This window comes from Myroides odoratimimus, from assembly GCF_030326305.1.
GTDB lineage: Bacteria > Bacteroidota > Bacteroidia > Flavobacteriales > Flavobacteriaceae > Flavobacterium > Flavobacterium odoratimimum_A.
Genome location: NZ_JACAKB010000004.1, coordinates 50,056 through 67,680, shown reverse-complemented (window position 1 = coordinate 67,680; position 17,625 = coordinate 50,056). Strand labels below are relative to the sequence as shown.

14 protein-coding genes and 3 tRNA genes are annotated in these 17,625 nt (G+C 34.9%); 7 read left to right on the top strand and 10 right to left on the bottom strand.

Going from position 1 to position 17,625, the window contains the following annotated elements:
* Positions 1 to 2: 2 nt before the first annotated feature.
* The 3 genes from HX049_RS04830 to HX049_RS04820 all read right to left on the bottom strand — a co-directional run bounded on the left by HX049_RS04830 (position 3) and on the right by HX049_RS04820 (position 5,971).
* Complete coding sequence (locus HX049_RS04830) at positions 3 to 2,960, bottom strand: sensor histidine kinase (RefSeq protein WP_286414446.1); 2,958 nt, start codon at positions 2,958 to 2,960, stop codon at positions 3 to 5.
* A complete protein-coding gene (locus HX049_RS04825; protein ID WP_286414444.1) occupies positions 2,957 to 3,682 on the bottom strand; it encodes a LytR/AlgR family response regulator transcription factor in 726 nt (241 codons plus the stop codon). Before HX049_RS04825 ends, HX049_RS04830 begins: the two co-directional genes overlap by 4 nt.
* 690 nt (positions 3,683 to 4,372) lie before the next feature.
* Positions 4,373 to 5,971, bottom strand: a complete 1,599-nt coding sequence (locus HX049_RS04820; protein ID WP_286414442.1) for an ABC transporter substrate-binding protein — start codon at positions 5,969 to 5,971, stop codon at positions 4,373 to 4,375.
* 89 nt (positions 5,972 to 6,060) lie between these two features.
* Here HX049_RS04820 and mtaB point away from each other — a divergent pair, with 89 nt between their 5' ends.
* Positions 6,061 to 7,377, top strand: coding sequence for a tRNA (N(6)-L-threonylcarbamoyladenosine(37)-C(2))-methylthiotransferase MtaB (gene mtaB, locus HX049_RS04815; RefSeq protein ID WP_286414441.1), 1,317 nt, complete (start codon positions 6,061 to 6,063; stop codon positions 7,375 to 7,377).
* Positions 7,378 to 7,679: 302 nt separating this feature from the next.
* Here the strand turns inward: mtaB and HX049_RS04810 are convergent, their stop codons facing one another.
* The gene (locus tag HX049_RS04810) at positions 7,680 to 7,961 is read right to left on the bottom strand and encodes a GNAT family N-acetyltransferase (RefSeq protein WP_006258736.1); all 282 of its coding nucleotides are present in this window, start codon (positions 7,959 to 7,961) and stop codon (positions 7,680 to 7,682) included.
* A gap of 341 nt (positions 7,962 to 8,302) precedes the next feature.
* Between HX049_RS04810 and HX049_RS04805 the strand changes: the two genes are divergently transcribed.
* The 3 genes from HX049_RS04805 to HX049_RS04795 all read left to right on the top strand — a co-directional run bounded on the left by HX049_RS04805 (position 8,303) and on the right by HX049_RS04795 (position 10,184).
* Positions 8,303 to 8,980 (top strand): alpha/beta hydrolase, encoded by a 678-nt coding sequence (locus tag HX049_RS04805; RefSeq protein WP_286414439.1) that lies wholly within the window; start codon positions 8,303 to 8,305, stop codon positions 8,978 to 8,980.
* Positions 8,964 to 9,863, top strand: a complete 900-nt coding sequence (locus tag HX049_RS04800; RefSeq protein ID WP_286414437.1) for a lytic transglycosylase domain-containing protein — start codon at positions 8,964 to 8,966, stop codon at positions 9,861 to 9,863. Before HX049_RS04805 ends, HX049_RS04800 begins: the two co-directional genes overlap by 17 nt.
* A gap of 117 nt (positions 9,864 to 9,980) precedes the next feature.
* Positions 9,981 to 10,184 carry a hypothetical protein gene (locus HX049_RS04795; RefSeq protein WP_006261845.1) on the top strand — a complete coding sequence of 68 codons (204 nt, stop codon included), beginning with the start codon at positions 9,981 to 9,983 and terminating at the stop codon, positions 10,182 to 10,184.
* Here the strand turns inward: HX049_RS04795 and HX049_RS04790 are convergent, their stop codons facing one another.
* The 4 genes from HX049_RS04790 to HX049_RS04775 all read right to left on the bottom strand — a co-directional run bounded on the left by HX049_RS04790 (position 10,185) and on the right by HX049_RS04775 (position 11,474).
* Positions 10,185 to 10,967, bottom strand: a complete 783-nt coding sequence (locus HX049_RS04790; protein WP_286414434.1) for an alpha/beta fold hydrolase — start codon at positions 10,965 to 10,967, stop codon at positions 10,185 to 10,187.
* Between the two features lie 233 nt (positions 10,968 to 11,200).
* Positions 11,201 to 11,274 (bottom strand) — tRNA-Arg (locus HX049_RS04785).
* Between the two features lie 31 nt (positions 11,275 to 11,305).
* Positions 11,306 to 11,380: transfer RNA gene (locus HX049_RS04780), tRNA-Pro, on the bottom strand.
* 10 nt (positions 11,381 to 11,390) lie between these two features.
* Positions 11,391 to 11,474: transfer RNA gene (locus HX049_RS04775), tRNA-Ser, on the bottom strand.
* A 279-nt stretch (positions 11,475 to 11,753) separates the two neighbouring features.
* Here HX049_RS04775 and HX049_RS04770 point away from each other — a divergent pair.
* The 3 genes from HX049_RS04770 (at position 11,754) to HX049_RS04760 (ending at position 15,307) form a co-directional block, all read left to right on the top strand.
* Positions 11,754 to 12,932, top strand: coding sequence for an acetyl-CoA C-acyltransferase (locus HX049_RS04770; RefSeq protein ID WP_286414432.1), 1,179 nt, complete (start codon positions 11,754 to 11,756; stop codon positions 12,930 to 12,932).
* Between the two features lie 79 nt (positions 12,933 to 13,011).
* Complete coding sequence (locus HX049_RS04765) at positions 13,012 to 13,773, top strand: C40 family peptidase (protein WP_286414430.1); 762 nt, start codon at positions 13,012 to 13,014, stop codon at positions 13,771 to 13,773.
* A 184-nt stretch (positions 13,774 to 13,957) separates the two neighbouring features.
* Entirely contained in the window at positions 13,958 to 15,307 is a 1,350-nt protein-coding gene (locus HX049_RS04760) for a DEAD/DEAH box helicase (protein WP_286414428.1), read from the top strand.
* 106 nt (positions 15,308 to 15,413) lie between these two features.
* Here the strand turns inward: HX049_RS04760 and HX049_RS04755 are convergent, their stop codons facing one another.
* Together HX049_RS04755 and cmk are read right to left on the bottom strand one after the other, a co-directional pair.
* Complete coding sequence (locus HX049_RS04755) at positions 15,414 to 16,751, bottom strand: MFS transporter (RefSeq protein WP_286414426.1); 1,338 nt, start codon at positions 16,749 to 16,751, stop codon at positions 15,414 to 15,416.
* Positions 16,752 to 16,831: 80 nt separating this feature from the next.
* Positions 16,832 to 17,518, bottom strand: coding sequence for a (d)CMP kinase (cmk, locus tag HX049_RS04750; protein WP_286414424.1), 687 nt, complete (start codon positions 17,516 to 17,518; stop codon positions 16,832 to 16,834).
* Positions 17,519 to 17,625 lie beyond the last annotated feature (107 nt).

Genomic DNA, 17,625 nt, shown 5'->3' with positions numbered 1-17,625 from the left:
GATTATTTTAAAACATTTTTTAATACTATTCTCACTATTGTCCCCTCACTATTATACTTGATAATCAGATCTTCATCTAGATAAGACTGGATTAGCGATATTCTCTCCTTTACGATCGCCATACCTTTAGACTCATGTTTCTTATTATTCACAGCAGTATCTCCTACACCATTATCTTTTATTTCTATGGCTAAATATTCTTCTTCTGTTTTATAAATTTCAATCACAATACGAGGACTCTTTATATGCTGAGGAAAGGCATGAACTAAACTATTCTCTACGAAAGGCTGTAATAATAAAGGAGGAACTAATATACCTCTTAGGTCTACTCCTTTTGCATTTATCTCGAAACTCACCCTCCCGTCTAATCGCATATTTTCAATCTCGACATACGTACTTAGGTATTCACATTCTTCTTTTAAGGTAATGCGTTCTCTAGTAGACATATCTAGTGTTGTCCTAATTAATTGAGCAAAACGTTCTAAATAAAAGAGTGCGTCATCTACCTCTTCTTTGATAATATAATATTGAATAGAGCTCAATACATTAAATATAAAGTGAGAGTTCATTTGACTGCGTACAGACTGTAACTTCACCTCTGCAAGTCTCTTTTGGTACTCTAGTTTTTTGCGCTCTGCTATTTGAACTTTTCTCAATTGTTTAAATCTAAACAAATAGAACAAAGAAGATATACCTAATAGTAGAAAGGCACATAATAGAATAAACCAAGCTTTTGCATAGAAAGGTTTATCTACCTCTACTAATAAGAGTGGGTATATTAATTCATTACCACTATCATAGTCATATACCTTAATATCGATAGGGTACAACCCTGACTCAAGATAATGTAAGTCTAATTTATTCTCTTTTACATTGATCCAATTCTCACCTAGCTTTAAGCGGTATTGAAACTCTAATTTTCCTGGAAATTTAGTTCCTAATACTTCGAAACCTATCTGAATATTGTTCTCTCTACTATCTAATTCTAACTTGCGTATATGATGATAGACCTCTCCATTTTTTTCTAATTCATACCCATTGACTGTAATATCCGAAATATTGACCTCATACTGAACATTTCTTCTTTTAAAATAAGTGATATCTAAAGTATATAACCCATCTACCGTACCTATATATAATAAATTATCCTTGAGCTCATAAGATAAGATTTCTTCATTGCCAAAACCTTGTTCTTTATTGAATTGAAACTTATGATTACCATCTATAACCGTTAGTCCTTTACTCGTTCCTATTAAGATCTTTTGCCCTATACACTTAAGCAAGGTTATATTAGCTCCTATAATATCTTTATTTGAGATAAAATCCTTCACCATATACTTTCCGCTCTGCGTCTCTAGTATATAAATGTCATTAAAGTCTGTAGCTACATAAAGCGTATTATTAGCTCCTCTCTCTATCTTCTTTAATCTATTCTCAGGAAACAGATTTCGCTTAGATAAGGACATAAAGCTCTTTCCATCGAAGGTATACAATCCATCTAGAGCTCCTGCCAAAAACATCTTGTCCCCTACATATTCTATATCTACGATATCTCTAGGTATATCATCACTATCTACCCTAAAGTGATATTGATAGTCCATTTTATTCAAATCCTGATACACCCTCACTCCTCCAAAAGGATTAGTCTCAATAAATCGGTTTTGAAAATAACCAAACTGATAAGTATGAATAGAGTGATAGGATAAAATATACCCGTTATACCCTATCTGAAATACACCTATATTACTACTAACCCAAATCGTACCATTATACTCTACTGCTGAGTAAAATATAATCTTATCCGCAGGCACTGTATAATCAATCTCAAAAAAGTGATTGTTTTTCGTAGTTATAGCTAGATGTTTGCGATAATGTTGTTCTTGATAATGCTTAAATGCTGATAGAGGTATAGTTCCTACTTCCTCATCTTTATTCTGTATCAACACTCCTTTTTGAGTGAAAAAGAACACTCTGTCTTTTAATTTTTTTATAACAGATACTGCTCCGTGCGAGTCATCATAACTCAGAGGAGAGAATAAGTCTATCTGAAATACCCCTTGAGATTTAGTCCCTATATATAAGAAGTCATTCTTTTCATCATATCCTACAGAATAGAAGTCTGTAGATAACACTCCTAAGTACTCTGTGATATTATCTAATGAAACCCCATCCCATCTATACAGTCTTCCATTATTATCATCTACTCCACCGCTGACGATATACAGTTGATTATTTGCTTTCTTTATATCCTTTACTGGTGGGATATCATACTTTGCTATCACTTTTTTAGTAGACAAATCCTTGATTACTAAACCATCCTGACCTCCGATAAATACTTTATCGTCAAAGCCTATAGCAGCAAATATTCTTCCCTCTTTTTCTACTAGAACCAACTCATTATTTACGAACTTAAATATTCCATCATTAATCGTAGCTACATACACCTCTCCTCGATACTCAAAAAAATCACTTACCTCAAATGGGTGATGCTTATTCGTAACAAAACTAGGAGTAGTAACAGAAAAGTCTTTTTTAGAAATTAGAGATACCCCATCAGAGGTAGCTACATATATATAGTCTCCATTGTGATATAAACGTCTTATTCTGTTAGAGATAAGTCCATGCTGTACACTGATGATACGCACCTCTCCCTTACCTCTGTATAAGATACCTTGTCCATAACTCCCTACCCAGATACCTTGCTTATCATCCTCTATGATATCAGTTATATTAGTATATCGGTATCGAGAGGCATCCTCATTAGCTTTTACTAGTCCTTGTACTTTTTGTGTTAGGCCAGATCGAGATCCTATCCACACTATCCCCTTAGAATCCACACAGAGTGCGCGTACATCATTAGCCATCAGACCATTCTCTATGGTATACTGCTTCGTGATAATCCCCTGCCCGAATCCTATAAAATAAAAGAATACAAAAAATACAGTTAGTAAATATCTCATATATTAAGGCTATTAAGCTCCTTCATCATAGCAGAAGCCACCGTAATCACATTATCCACCTTTTCGTGATTCACTATTATTTGCTCTTTAAAACAAACTACATTCGTATCCTTATCGATATAATCAATATGATCTACATTCACTAAATAAGAGCGATTAACACGTTTAAAGTTTTTGTGTTTTATCTTATCTTCCACATTTTTTAATGTCTTAGACACTAAATATTTCTGATCTTTTAAATAAATCTCACAGTAGTTATCAGCAGCCTTACAGTAGACGATATCTTCTACTCGTACGATATACCGCTTCTGATTATTCTTTATTATTTTATAAAAGTAATGATATCCTTCTAGCTCCTTATATTTATCGAATACGTTCTGTACATCCTGTATTCCTATCGGTTTCAGTAGATACTTCAGACAGTCATATTTATTAATAGCCTCTATAGCATACTGGTCATACGCTGTAGTAAACACTACCTCAAAGGTACTTTGATCAACATAATTAAATAACTCAAAACCATCTTCTTCTGGCATGTGAATATCTAAGAATACAATATCAGGCAAAATAGCATTCACTTCTTGTACAGCTTCCTGTACTGAGTGAGCAGTATGTACCACAATTCTTTCGTGGTATACTACTTTTTTCTCTATAATAGTTTTAAGTACTTCAGCTACTTTAGGTTCATCATCTACAACTAAAACAACTAGTTCATTCATCATGTCAGTAAGGTATTTATTTTATAGTAATGGTGGTATACGCAAAAATAAACAATACATCTATATCCACACTACATCTATTGATATTAATAAACAATAATATTCATCCTATTTATCACAGTTCTCTTAGCTCCTACTTCCGTAAGATGTAATCAAAATTAATTAGCTTACTTTTTTATTTTTTAACAAGTATATAGACTTATAAACACTAAGAAAGTCACTTTAGTCTCTCTTTTTTCCTACTTCTCCCCCAAAAAACCTCCTAAACAGAACAATTAATAAAAAAACCAACTCATTTTTTTATAACCCTAAAAACACAAATAACTATATACCAACACATTAAACCCCAAACACCTAATTATATACTTACTCATAAAGTAACCTAAACCCTTAAAAAACCTAGTATTAACTTCCACTCCTTCGACAATACATGGACAATACCTTGAGAATGGTGGAGCTAGAAGTATGTTTGTCGAGCAATGCTTCTTTTATACACCACCTATCCTCCTCTAACAAGCTCATCTGAATAAGGGTAAACAATTTCGAAACTTCTCTAAATGATCTCATACTACCTATTCCTAAATAAGTACAAAGCTTATATACTTCTAAAAACAAAAAAGTCAGTCCACACAAGATTGTGTGAACTGACTTTTTATATCCTTATCCCACAGTAGGTACTGCGGCGGGACTATATTATTCTTTGTAAACTTTCTTTAAAAATAAATTGTTCATAGGGTTAATGCCTAGTCCTTTTACACTCTGATGAGAGAACCTCGCTGCTCTGTCGTAAAACAAGATGATCGCGGGTACCTCATCTGCTATAATCTGATCCATCTGCTGATAGATACTATTTCGCTTCTCTTCTGACACTTCTTTAAAAGCTTGTTCATAGAGCTGATCAAACTTTTGATTAGCGAAGCGAGTATAGTTAGGTCCATTAGGTGCCTTGTTCTTTGAATAAAATAACAAAAGGTAATTCTCCGCATCAGGATAGTCTGCTATCCAACTCCCTCTGAAGAATGACACCTTACCTGATGCCATACCCTGTCGTAGAGAAGCTGGTGGTGTCACATCTACTATTACTTCTATCCCTAGTTTTTTCCACTCGCGTTGTAGATATTCTGCGATATCGAGATAGTTAGCATTCGTAGACAAGGTGATTTCTACCTTATTCTCCTTACTTGTCTTCTTATAATCATCTACTAGCGCCTTAGCTTCTTCTGGACGATAGAGCTTATCTGTACTAAAATGTCCCCCTAGACCCTGTGGTATAATTCCTCCTACTGCTCCATCTCCCATACCACTACGTAGATACAACAACATCTTGTTTCGGTCAAACCCCATATTTAAGGCTTTGCGTATTCTCACGTCTTGTATAGCACTAGGTGCTTCTAGGTTAAAGCCTAGGTACTCTGTATTTAGATAAGGCCCCGTCACCATCTGCACCTTATCCTTATACTTCGGATTTAGCTCACCATTCTCTGTGATAATATCATCCTTATAAGAAGGATCTAAACCGGATATGAAATCTAGATTACCTTGCAAAAACTGTAAAAAACCACTCTGCTTATCTGGCAAAAATGTGATGGCTACTGCCTCAAGATAAGGTAATGCATTGCCTTGTTCATCTCTTTCGAAGTAGTTTGGATTTTTGCGAAGGACTAGCTTAATGTTTTCTTCCCAAAATTTAAAATAAAAAGGTCCTGTACCGATCGGATTAGAACGAAAGTCTATCGCCTTGTCCTCTACTATCTCCCTAGGCACTACTGAGGCATACCTCATCGACAGCAATCCTAAAAATGCAGGAAAAGCTTCTTTTAATTCGATGCGAAAGACCGTATCATTAATTGCCTTAAAATTCTTTACCTTCTGGAATATCCACGCTCCTGGCGAAACCACATCTGCATCTAATACTCTGTTAAAACTGTATTCGAAATCACTAGCCACTACTGTACGAGTGCTATCTGCCCCAAAGTGGCTATGCTTGTGAAAATAGACATCCCTTCTCAGCATAAAGTCATACTGCTTACCGTCTTCACTGATCGTCCATGACTTGGCTATATCTGCCTGTATATGCAGGCTATCGTCTAACTGCACTAGTCCATTAAAGAGTTGATTACACGGCCAAATGATAGCCATATTTCTTGCAAAAGCAGGGTCTAGTGTCTGAATATTAGCATTCTCGTTATATCTAAAAACTAATTTTTTATCTTGATCAGCTGTTTTTTTCTGACAAGAAAACGTCAGTGCACAGACACAAAATATTGAAACGTAATGAATTATTGATTTCATCAAACCGATTTTTGTACGTAAATTTGCAAACCTTTTCAATATTGAAAAAGTAAATATAATTCAAAGTTACTACTTAGTAAGTAATCATTATGGAAAATAGAAAAAAAGTAGCTTTTTATACATTAGGTTGTAAGCTTAACTTCTCAGAAACTTCCACTATCGCTAGAAATTTTGCAGAGGAAGGATTCGATAGAGTAGATTTCGAAGAAGTGGCTGATATATATGTTATCAATACATGTTCTGTTACAGAAAATGCAGATAAACAATTTAAGCAAATAGTAAAAAAGGCTCAGAAGAAAAACGATAAAGCTTTCGTAGCTGCTGTAGGATGCTATGCTCAATTAAAACCAGAAGAACTAGCTTCTGTAGATGGAGTGGACTTAGTATTAGGAGCGACAGAGAAGTTTAAAATAACAGATTACATCAATGACTTGTCTAAAAATGAAATGGGACAAGTACATTCATGCGAAATATCAGAGGCTGACTTCTACGTAGGGAGTTACTCTATAGGTGACAGAACACGTGCTTTCCTTAAAGTACAGGATGGATGTGATTATAAATGTACATACTGTACCATCCCATTAGCTCGTGGTATCTCTCGTAGTGATACTATGGATAATGTACTGAAAAATGCGGCAGAGATCTCTGCTCAGAACATAAAAGAGATCGTACTGACAGGAGTGAATATCGGTGACTATGGTAAAGGAGAGTTTGGGAATAAGAAACACGAACACACTTTCTTAGAATTAGTACAAGAGTTAGATAAAGTAGAGGGTATCGAAAGACTTCGTATCTCTTCTATCGAGCCTAACTTATTGAAAAACGAGACGATAGACTTCGTATCGAAAAGTAGAACATTCGTTCCTCACTTCCACATTCCTTTACAGTCTGGATGTAACGACATTCTAAAGAAAATGAAACGTCGTTACCTACGCGAACTATATGTAGAAAGAGTAGAGAAAATCAGAGAAGTGATGCCAGACTGCTGTATCGGTGTGGATGTGATTGTAGGATTCCCTGGGGAGTCTGACGAGAAATTCTTAGAGACGTATAATTTCTTAAGTGAATTAGACATTTCGTACCTACACGTATTTACATATTCTGAACGCGATAATACAGAGGCTGTGGATATGGATGAAGTAGTACCTATGAATGTACGTAATAAGAGAAGTAAAATGCTAAGAGGACTTTCTGTAAAGAAACGCCGTGCATTCTATGAATCTCAAATCGGCAAAGAAAAAACAGTTCTGTTCGAAGGTGAGAATAAAGAAGGATATATCCACGGATTCACAGAGAACTATGTGAAAGTAAAAACACCATGGGATCCAGCCTTAGTAAATACGTTACACGCAGTGAAATTAACGAAAATAGATGAGGATGGTATCGTAAGATTAGAGTTCATCTAATAATAATATCTCTTTAATAAAATATCGAAAAAGTCAACTAATCTTTAGTTGGCTTTTTTTAGTCATTTACTTTTTTGTCTTGACACTAAAAAGTAACAGGACAGGGCATTAAAAAACGCCTAGTAGACATCTTTAGTGAATGAAACAGGCGGTATACAGTCTGTCTCATTTTATAATCTGTGTGAACTCAAAGAAAATAGAGACTATAAAAAAGCCTGTTTAGAATCTTCTAAACAGGCTTTTTTATATCATTACTTTATAATCCTTATTATTTTAAAAGGCTATAACGTGTATAATATTACTTAGATACGGATACCAGGAGGTAACATCTCTTTATACGTAGGATTCTTTCTAAAGAAAGAAACAATCTTAGGATGTGTAGGTACTACTCTTAATCTCTTCTCTCTTAACATCTCCAAAATACCTTTTAAAAAATCAGATGCTTGTGTTGGTAAAGCTTCTTCTAGTCCAGTAAGTTTTGTAAGAAAAATTTTTCTCTCTTGTAGTGAATACTCTACACTAAGCAACCCTTGCTCAGTCTCATACTCGAACTGACGTAGTAACTCATTGTCTTTAATTTCCATTATATCTCCAAGTTTTTATGATTACAAAACAAATTATAATAACTGCTGTGCTTCCTAAAAAATTAGGAGGGTAAGTGTACACCTCTACCTTCTAACAACCAACTCATACACTAAAGCATATACCAATACCACAGGTACGTTTAATGATTATCTAAAATCACTAATATACCTCATGATATGTATACGATAAATCTGTACTTATTGGATTATTTCACGTTAGAACTGTAGTAAAAAATAAAATATCTAGTATTTCTTTTTTTAAGTTACTATAATCTCTATATTTAGCAAAGTTCGGGATTTTTTTCCACATAACCTTATAAAAACGATTTAAAATATTTATAATGAGCAAAATACCTATTTATTTCTTCCCAGGTATGTCCTCTACTTCTTTGATTTTTGAACATCTTTGTTTGAATCAAGAAAAGTTTGAAATTGTCTTTTTAGAATGGTTACCTATAAATAAATCCGAATCACTAGAACAATACATAAAGCGTTATCTCTGCCTCATCAAACGCGATAATCCTATTTTAATAGGTGTGTCTTTTGGTGGAATTATAGCTCAAGAAATAAGTAAATTAATTTCTGTAAGAAAGACAATTATTATTTCAAGCGTACGTTCTAATAGAGAGTTCCCTAAGCTCTATCACATTGCTAGAAAAACAGGACTCTATAAATGCTTACCTACATCTTTTATCCCTACTCTCTGGAGCCTTATCAAAAAAATAGCTTCAGAGAAAAAGAAGAAAAGATTAGCACTATATGACCGTTACCTCCCGATAAGAGATAAGGTATATGTAGACTGGTGTATAAGAGAAGTGCTACATTGGAAACAAGACAAACCATTAGCCAACGTAGTACACATACACGGAACTAAAGATGAAATATTCCCTTACAAGAATATACAATCTGCCATCGAGATAAAAGGGGGCACTCATGCGATGATTATCATCAAGCACAAATGGTTTAATGAAAATTTAGAAACGATTATACTTAAGAAAAATAATGAAAAAGACGCTTAGAACTGTATTTGTAACCGCTGCTATTATAGCAGTAGCTTCATCATTTATGTTTGCTACTACTATATCTAGCGCTACGGAGGATCATAATGAAGCTGCCTTACACGCTCATCCTCTACCGCTATCTGCTAACTTCGCTGGAGAAAAAGCTCCTTTAGACAAGATAGATGTAAAAGAAAGATTTGACCGAGAAATGATTATCAATACGAATCTTCACGGTACGACCATAACAACGATAAAAAGAGCACATAGATTCTTCCCTATTATTGAACCAATCTTAAAAAAGAATGGTATTCCTGATGACTTTAAATACTTATGCGTGATAGAGAGTGGACTAGCTAATGCGGTATCTCCTGCTGGAGCTAGTGGATTCTGGCAATTCATGAAAGGGACATCTAAGGACTTTAACTTATACATAGATGAATACGTAGACGAACGATACGACCTAATCAAAGTAACAGAAGCCGCGTGTAAATACTTCCAAAGTGCTAAAAACCGTTTTGGTAGTTGGACGATGGCTGCTGCATCTTACAACAGAGGGATGGCAGGTATGTCACGTGCCATGGAAAGTCAATATGTGGAGGACTATTATGACCTATTCTTAAACCAAGAGACTTCTAGATACGTATTCAGAATATTAGCCTTAAAAGAGATTATGTCTAACCCTGTAAAATACGGTTTTGACGTTCCTGAATCTGAAAAATATCCAATCGTACCTACTAAAAAAGTAACTGTATCTTACGATATAGATGATTTAGCTTTATTCGCAAAAGAACAAGGTATCAACTACAAATTACTAAAACTATACAACCCATGGTTAGTAAACACTAGTTTAAAAGTAAAAGGTAGAGTATACGAAATCGAAATTCCAACTAAAGGAATCTAATCTAGATATAAAGCCAAAACAAAGAGCGCTTATTTAATACATTAAATAAGCGCTCTTTGTTTTTTTAATGCTTCTGAATTCTGTGTACCTTTGTACTTTAATTACATCTGTAGAATCATGGATAAACAACAATATATCAACAACGCATTCGAAATTATTCTTTCTAAGAATCTAAGTACACCTTTTCACCTAGATCCTGGAAGTACTGTTCCTGATCTAAACAAGTACTTAGAAAGCTTAAAAAGTGCTTACTTAAGTAGTGTTGACCCAAGACTAGAGAAACTATTCTATGACAAAATAGAAGCGCTAAAAGCACTGTAATTAAATGTTTTTTTGAAAGAACGACACTATTGCTTCTAGTGTCTGCTCTTTTATCTCTTTATGTGGTGTATGCCCTACATTAGGAAAAATAACCTTCTCTGCAATTCCTTGAGCCTTTGCTATTGTTTTCTCTACTTGATCAAGACTACCATACTCGTCTTGTTCTCCTTGTATAAATAACAATGGAGACAGTATTCCCTTCATCTCCTCTTCTACTGTCCAATCTTGATACTCTGGAGATAACCAAGTATCTACCCAAGCTCTGACTACATCATCTACCTTAGTTCCGTGATATTTCACTAAGCGCTCAGCTAAATCTGTAGTCTCATAAGCAGTCTTAGCAGCTTGCACTCCTTCTAAAGTTACTTTCTCTACAAAGATATGTGCTGCCTCAGCCACTAAGGCCAAAGTGTGATCTGGATACATCGCTGCAAACAACAAAGCAATAGACGCACCATCACTATGTCCAAATAAAGCGACATGCTCTAACTCTAACTCTTCCAACAAGTCTTTTAAGAATACAGCTTCTTGCTTTAGATAATCTTTTTCTCTCTTCGTAGTATCCATCTTATCTGACAGCCCGTATCCTACTCTATCATATACTAATACATCACACTGTAATCGTTCTGCTAGTAACTGTGGCCAATCTCTCCACAGGGTAACACAGCCTAAAGAGTCATGCAATAATACTAGCGTGTACTTACTCTCTCCTTGATAAAAAAAGTGTTTATAAAAAATATTCTTTTGATTGACTAAGACACAATCTTGAATAGCTGTAATCATTTACGGTAAGTTTTATTGTCGTTAGTCTCAAAAATAAAAAGGATATCTGGGGTGTGCAAATAAGATTCAGTAAGATGCCTCTATTTGATTACACCTAGATTATAGGAAAAGCTGAATTTTGTATAATCCCCAACTTTTGTCACTGATCCCTTTTGTCACTGATCCATACTAATGACAAAAAAGGTATATATTTCAGAAAACAAAAAAAGCCTCAACTATCGTTGAGGCTTCTGTGATCCAATCAGGATTCGAACCTGAGACCTACTGCTTAGAAGGCAGTTGCTCTATCCAGCTGAGCTATTGGACCTAACCAAAAAACATTAAATGTTTTTCTTTCGTCGGGGTGGCAGGATTCGAACCTGCGACCTCCTGCTCCCAAAGCAGGCGCGATGACCGGGCTACGCTACACCCCGAAAAACTTAGCGGAGAGACAGGGACTCGAACCCTGGCATCGGTTACCCGATGACAGATTAGCAATCTGCTCCGTTACCACTCCGGCACCTCTCCGTTGCTAAGAGAATTACTTCTCTAATGCGGATGCAAACTTAGCACTACTTTTGGTTCTATGCAAGCTTTTGAAAGAAAAAATAACAAAAAAATATCACATAAAAACAAACCTATTCATAGTCAATGAAGTAAACACAAATAAAAAAAACATTATTTTTTTATTTCTTAGATAATTATCCGAATTCAAGATATTTTATGTATTTTCCCACATCTTTATTGAACCTTACAGAAGGTCTAAAGTTTTAAAACAAAAATCAAACTTAATTAATTCTATAAATTATGAGTAAAAAAGTAGTTATTGTTTCTGCTGCTAGAACACCGATAGGAAGTTTCTTAGGAAGTTTATCAACTGTACCTGCTACAGTATTAGGTGCTACTGCTATTAAAGGAGCACTAGATAAGATCAACCTTGATGCTAATCTAGTAGATGAAGTATTGATGGGGAATGTAGTTCAAGCAGGAGAAGGACAGGCACCTGCACGTCAAGCGGCTTTAAAAGCAGGTTTGTCTAAAGAGGTAGCTTGTACTACAATAAATAAAGTTTGTGCATCAGGTATGAAAGCTATTATGCAAGGGACACAAGCTATTATGGCAGGTGATGCAGAAATAGTTGTAGCAGGAGGAATGGAGAATATGAGTATGATTCCTCATTATGTACACATGCGTAATGGTAACAAATTTGGTCCTGCAACTATCATTGATGGTTTACAAAATGACGGTCTAGTAGATGCTTATGACAATAATGCTATGGGAGTATCTGCAGACTTATGTGCTAGTACACACAATATCTCAAGAGAAGAACAAGATAACTTCGCTATTAAATCTTATGAGCGCTCTGCAAAAGCATGGGATGCTGGTAAGTTTAACAATGAGGTAGTTCCTGTATCTGTACCTCAACGAAGAGGAGATGCTATCGTAGTTTCTAAGGATGAGGAATACACAAATGTAAAATTAGATAAGATTACTTCTTTACGCCCTGCTTTTACAAAAGAAGGAACTGTAACTGCTGCTAATGCATCTACTATCAATGATGGAGCTGCTGCTGTAGTAATCATGAGTGAAGAAAAAGCATTAAGCTTAGGATTAAAACCTCTAGCTTATATCAGAGGATATGCAGATGCTGCTCAAGAGCCTGAGTGGTTTACTACTGCACCTGCTAAAGCATTACCTAAAGCGCTTAAAAAAGCGAATGTAGCTATCGAAGAGGTGGACTTCTTCGAATTTAACGAAGCGTTCTCTGTAGTTGGTATTGCGAATACCAAATTACTTAATATTGATCCAGAAAAGGTAAACGTAAACGGTGGAGCTGTTTCTTTAGGTCACCCTCTAGGATGTTCTGGTGCTCGTATCATCGTAACATTATTAAGTGTATTAGAACAAAACAATGCAAAAATAGGAGCTGCTGCTATCTGTAATGGTGGTGGTGGTGCATCAGCATTAGTTATCGAAAGAGCTTAATTTTTAATAATATATTCAAGATGAGTTTGATTAGTTCAAACTCATCTTTTATTTTTGTACTTTAATTCAAACCTATATTATGTTTGCATATTGCAACCTTGCCATTGTACCCTTAAGACTTGAACCAAGCGACAGAAGCGAAATGGTATCTCAAGTCCTTTTCGGTGAACACTTTACTATTTTAGAAAGAACAGAGAAGTGGTCGAAAATAGAATTAGCTTTCGACAAGTACCAAGGTTGGATAGATAATAAACAATATCAAGAAATCTCTGAAGAAGATTATAAATACCTTCAAAACACATCTGTTATTCACTCTGCGGAGTTAGTAGACTTTATTTCTTCTAACAACAATCACTTAATGGCAGTACCTCTAGGTAGCTGTCTTACAGGATTAAAAAAGAATAGTATCAATACAGATAACTTCACTTATGAAGGACTGACCATCACAGGTCAATTTACAAAACAAACTTTTTTAAAGACTGCGTTTATGTACTTAAACACTCCTTACTTATGGGGAGGGAAAACGCCTTTCGGAATAGACTGTTCTGGTTTCACCCAAATGGTTTACAGAATCAATGGATATAGAATTCCCAGAGATGCCTCACAACAAGCAGCTATAGGAGAAGCCTTAAGCTTTATAGAGGAAAGCGAAATAGGCGATTTAGCTTTCTTTGACAATGCTGATGGAAATATCATCCATGTAGGTATAATCATGGAGAACAACTATATTATACATGCTCATGGAAAAGTACGTATAGACCGATTAGATCATTTAGGAATTTACAATATCGACTCTGGAAGACATACTCATAAATTAAGGGTAATCAAAAAAATTATTTAATCCTATAACGAGTTTATATCTCCACTTTTCTAATAGGGATCACAATTCGTTACGAGGACTTACATAATTGCTTTTTTATTGACTATTTTAGTCTATTTAGTTCAAAAACTATTCGTTAAGACAATAGAAAGTATTTGATATTGCAAAAAAAATAAACGTATCTTTGCTGCAAATATCGACATATATGAATACTTTCGAGCAATTTAATCTACCGAAAGCACTTGACAAAGCTCTTAATGAGCTTAATATTATTTCACCAACACCTATACAAGCTAAATCATTTCCAGTTATTCTTTCTGGAAGAGATATGATGGGTATTGCCCAAACAGGTACAGGAAAAACATTTGCCTATCTTCTTCCTATCTTAAAACAATGGAAGTTTAGCCATGCCGATTCTCCTAGAGTAGTGATACTAGTACCTACACGTGAGCTTGTAGTACAAGTGGTGGATGAAGTACAAAAACTTACAGCCTATATGTCTGTAAGGACATTAGGGGTATATGGGGGTACCAATATCAATACACAACGAAAAGCTGTCTATGAAGGTGTAGATATCCTGGTAGGAACACCTGGACGTATGATGGATTTGGCTCTAGACGGAGTATTGCGTTTTGATAACTTACAGAAGTTAGTTATTGATGAATTTGATGAAATACTAAACTTAGGTTTTAGAACTCAACTTACGTCTATCCTTACAATGATGAAAGGAAAACGTCAAAATATCTTATTCTCTGCTACTATGACAGAAGAAGTAGACGAAGTACTTGACGAATATTTTGACTTCCCTGAAGAGGTTTCTCTTGCTCCTTCTGGAACTCCATTAGAAAATATAGATCAACAGATATATAATGTACCTAACTTCAACACGAAGTTAAATCTATTAATGCACTTACTTAATAACAAAGAAGAGTTTAATAGAGTACTTATCTTTATCAATAGTAAACGTCTTGCAGATGTTGTAATGGAAAAACTAGATGCTGCCTTTCCTGAAGAGTTCACTGTAATTCACTCTAACAAATCTCAGAACTTCCGTATGAGGTCTATGGCTGAGTTCCAAGCAAATGAACTAAGAGGGCTTCTAACTACAGACATTATGGCTCGTGGACTTGATATCTCTGATATTAGCCACGTAATCAACTTACAGTTTACTGACTCTCCAGAACAATATATTCACCGAATAGGACGTACAGGGCGAGCTGATAAAAAAGGTACAGCTATTTCTATCGTAGACCCTAAAGAGGAAGAAGTAAAATTAGCTGCTGAGATTTTGATGGAGAAAGAACTTAGGGTAATGACAATTCCAGAGGAAGTAGTTATCTCTGAGTCTCTTATGGAGTTTGAAAAATCGAAGTTAAAGTCTAAACAACTTGCTAAAGTTAAAAAACCTATCGAAAAAGGAGCTGCTTTCCACGAGAAAAAAGATAAAAACCAAAAGGTAAATCTTGGAGGACCTGGTAAACGTAATCCTCGTAAAACCAAGCCTCGTAACAGAGCTGTAGAAGCTAAAAGAGCTGCTAAACGCAAAAACAAATAAGAAATCAAACCATAAAAAAAGCGTGCTAAATCAAGATTTAGCACGCTTTTTTTATATCTAAACATATTCTCCTCTAATCTCTTAAAAGAAAGAATACATCATTTACTTATTTCATGTTTTCTTCCACAGCCTGTGGGTTGTGTTTATACTTAAATATAATAGCAAACAATATAGTCACCACTAAGGCATATCCAGCGAATATAAGCCATGAATGTCTCCATCCCTCTAATTGCAGAGTAACATCTTCTTGACTATATACAAAGTGATTCACAATGTACTGAGCGATAAGCATACCTATTGTTGCTCCAAAACCGTTAGTCATCATCATAAATACCCCTTGCGCTGAAGAACGAATATCTTCACTTGTCTCATTATCTACATATAGAGAACCTGATACATTAAAGAAGTCAAATGCAATTCCGTAAACAATCATAGACAAAATAAACATCCATACTCCATTTCCTGGATCACCTATACCAAAGAATCCAAAGCGTAGAACCCAAGCAAACATTGACATCAACATTACTACTTTAATACCAAACTTTCTTAGAACAAATGGAATCAATAAGATACACAATGTCTCTGAAACTTGAGATAATGAAATTAACGCATTAGCATTATGTGCTCCCCAAGAATCAGCGTATTCTGGTACTTTGGAGAAACTTGTGATAAAAGGATTGGCATATCCATTCGTTATCTGTAATGACACTCCTAACAACATTGAGAAGATAAAGAATACAGCCATTTTCTTCTCTTTAAACAAACTGAATGCCTTTAAACCAAATGCATCTGCTAAACTCTGCTTCTCATTAGATTTATTAATTGGGCAATTAGGCAATACAAAACTGTATAAGAAAAGAACTATTCCTAAAACACCAGATACAAAGAACTGATAATAATTAGACTGAAAACTTTCAAAAGCGATATCTCCTCCAAAATTAAAACCTAAAGAACCATCACTGTGGAACCCAAAAAAGTTAACAAACAACATCGCACATATAAAACCTACTGTACCAAACGTACGTATAGGTGGAAATGCTTTAATTGTATCGAGATGGTTTTGTTTTAAAATTGCATAAGAAGTCGAATTAGACAAAGCTATTGTAGGCATAAAGAAAGCTACACTACAAGTGTAAAGTGTAAAGATTGTAGTAAAGTCTACATCGCCTCCTGCTATAAAACCGTAATAACCTGTAGCAATCATAAAAATAGCTGCAGCTAAGTGATTCAACCCTAACAACCTCTGAACCGGAATCCATCTATCAGCTACTATTCCCATGATAGCAGGCATAAAAATAGATACTATACCTTGCATAGCATAAAAAAGACCAATCTTAGGCCCTAGCCCAACTGATCCTAAATAGTTACCCATAGATGTTAAATAAGCTCCCCAAACAGCAAATTCGAGGTAACTCATCAACGTCAATTTTGCTTTTACATTCATTACGTGTGATATTATTTCTGTGTTATTAGTTTAAGAGTTTACGCCCTTAAACCTCGTTTTATAAGTGTGTTTATATTAATTTATTTAATTCTTTTTTGCGCTAAATCCAGAATTAAATTAAACTGTTCTTCTATAGTTAAATTAGAATTATCTACCTCTATAGCATCATCTGCCTTTACTAGTGGTGAATCTGCTCTGCTTGTGTCTATTTTATCCCTTTCTACTACATTCTGAAACACTGCATCATAACTCACATTAGGATCTTTTTCCTTCAATTCATCAAAGCGTCTCTGAGCACGTATTTCTGGAGAGGCAGTCATAAATATCTTTAACTCTGCATCAGGAAACACAACTGTACCTATATCTCTTCCATCCATTACTACTCCCTTAGACTTACCTAAGTTTTGTTGTTGTTCTACCAACTTTCTCCTTACCTCAGGTATTTCTGCTATCTGACTTACGAACTGTGATACTTCTAAACTGCGTATTACACCTTCTACATTCTCTTGGTTTAAAAACACTTCTGCAAAACCTTTTTCAGGATTGTACTCAAAGTGTAATTCTACTGATGGTAATGATTCTATTAATCCTTCTTTATTGAAGTAATTTTCTTTTATCAAGCCTTTTCTCATTGCAGACAAAGTAACTGCTCTATACATAGCTCCTGTGTCTATATATACATAGCTAAGAGACTTTGCTAATGATTTCGCTAATGTACTTTTCCCGGTAGAGGAAAAACCATCAATCGCTATAGTAATCTTTTTCAAATTGAAAAATTTAAAATTAGTTTAAACTCATTGAATTGTCAAATATAGTAGTATTTATAACCTTTCGTATCTTTTTAAAAACACTTTATAAATAGCTCTTTTTAATC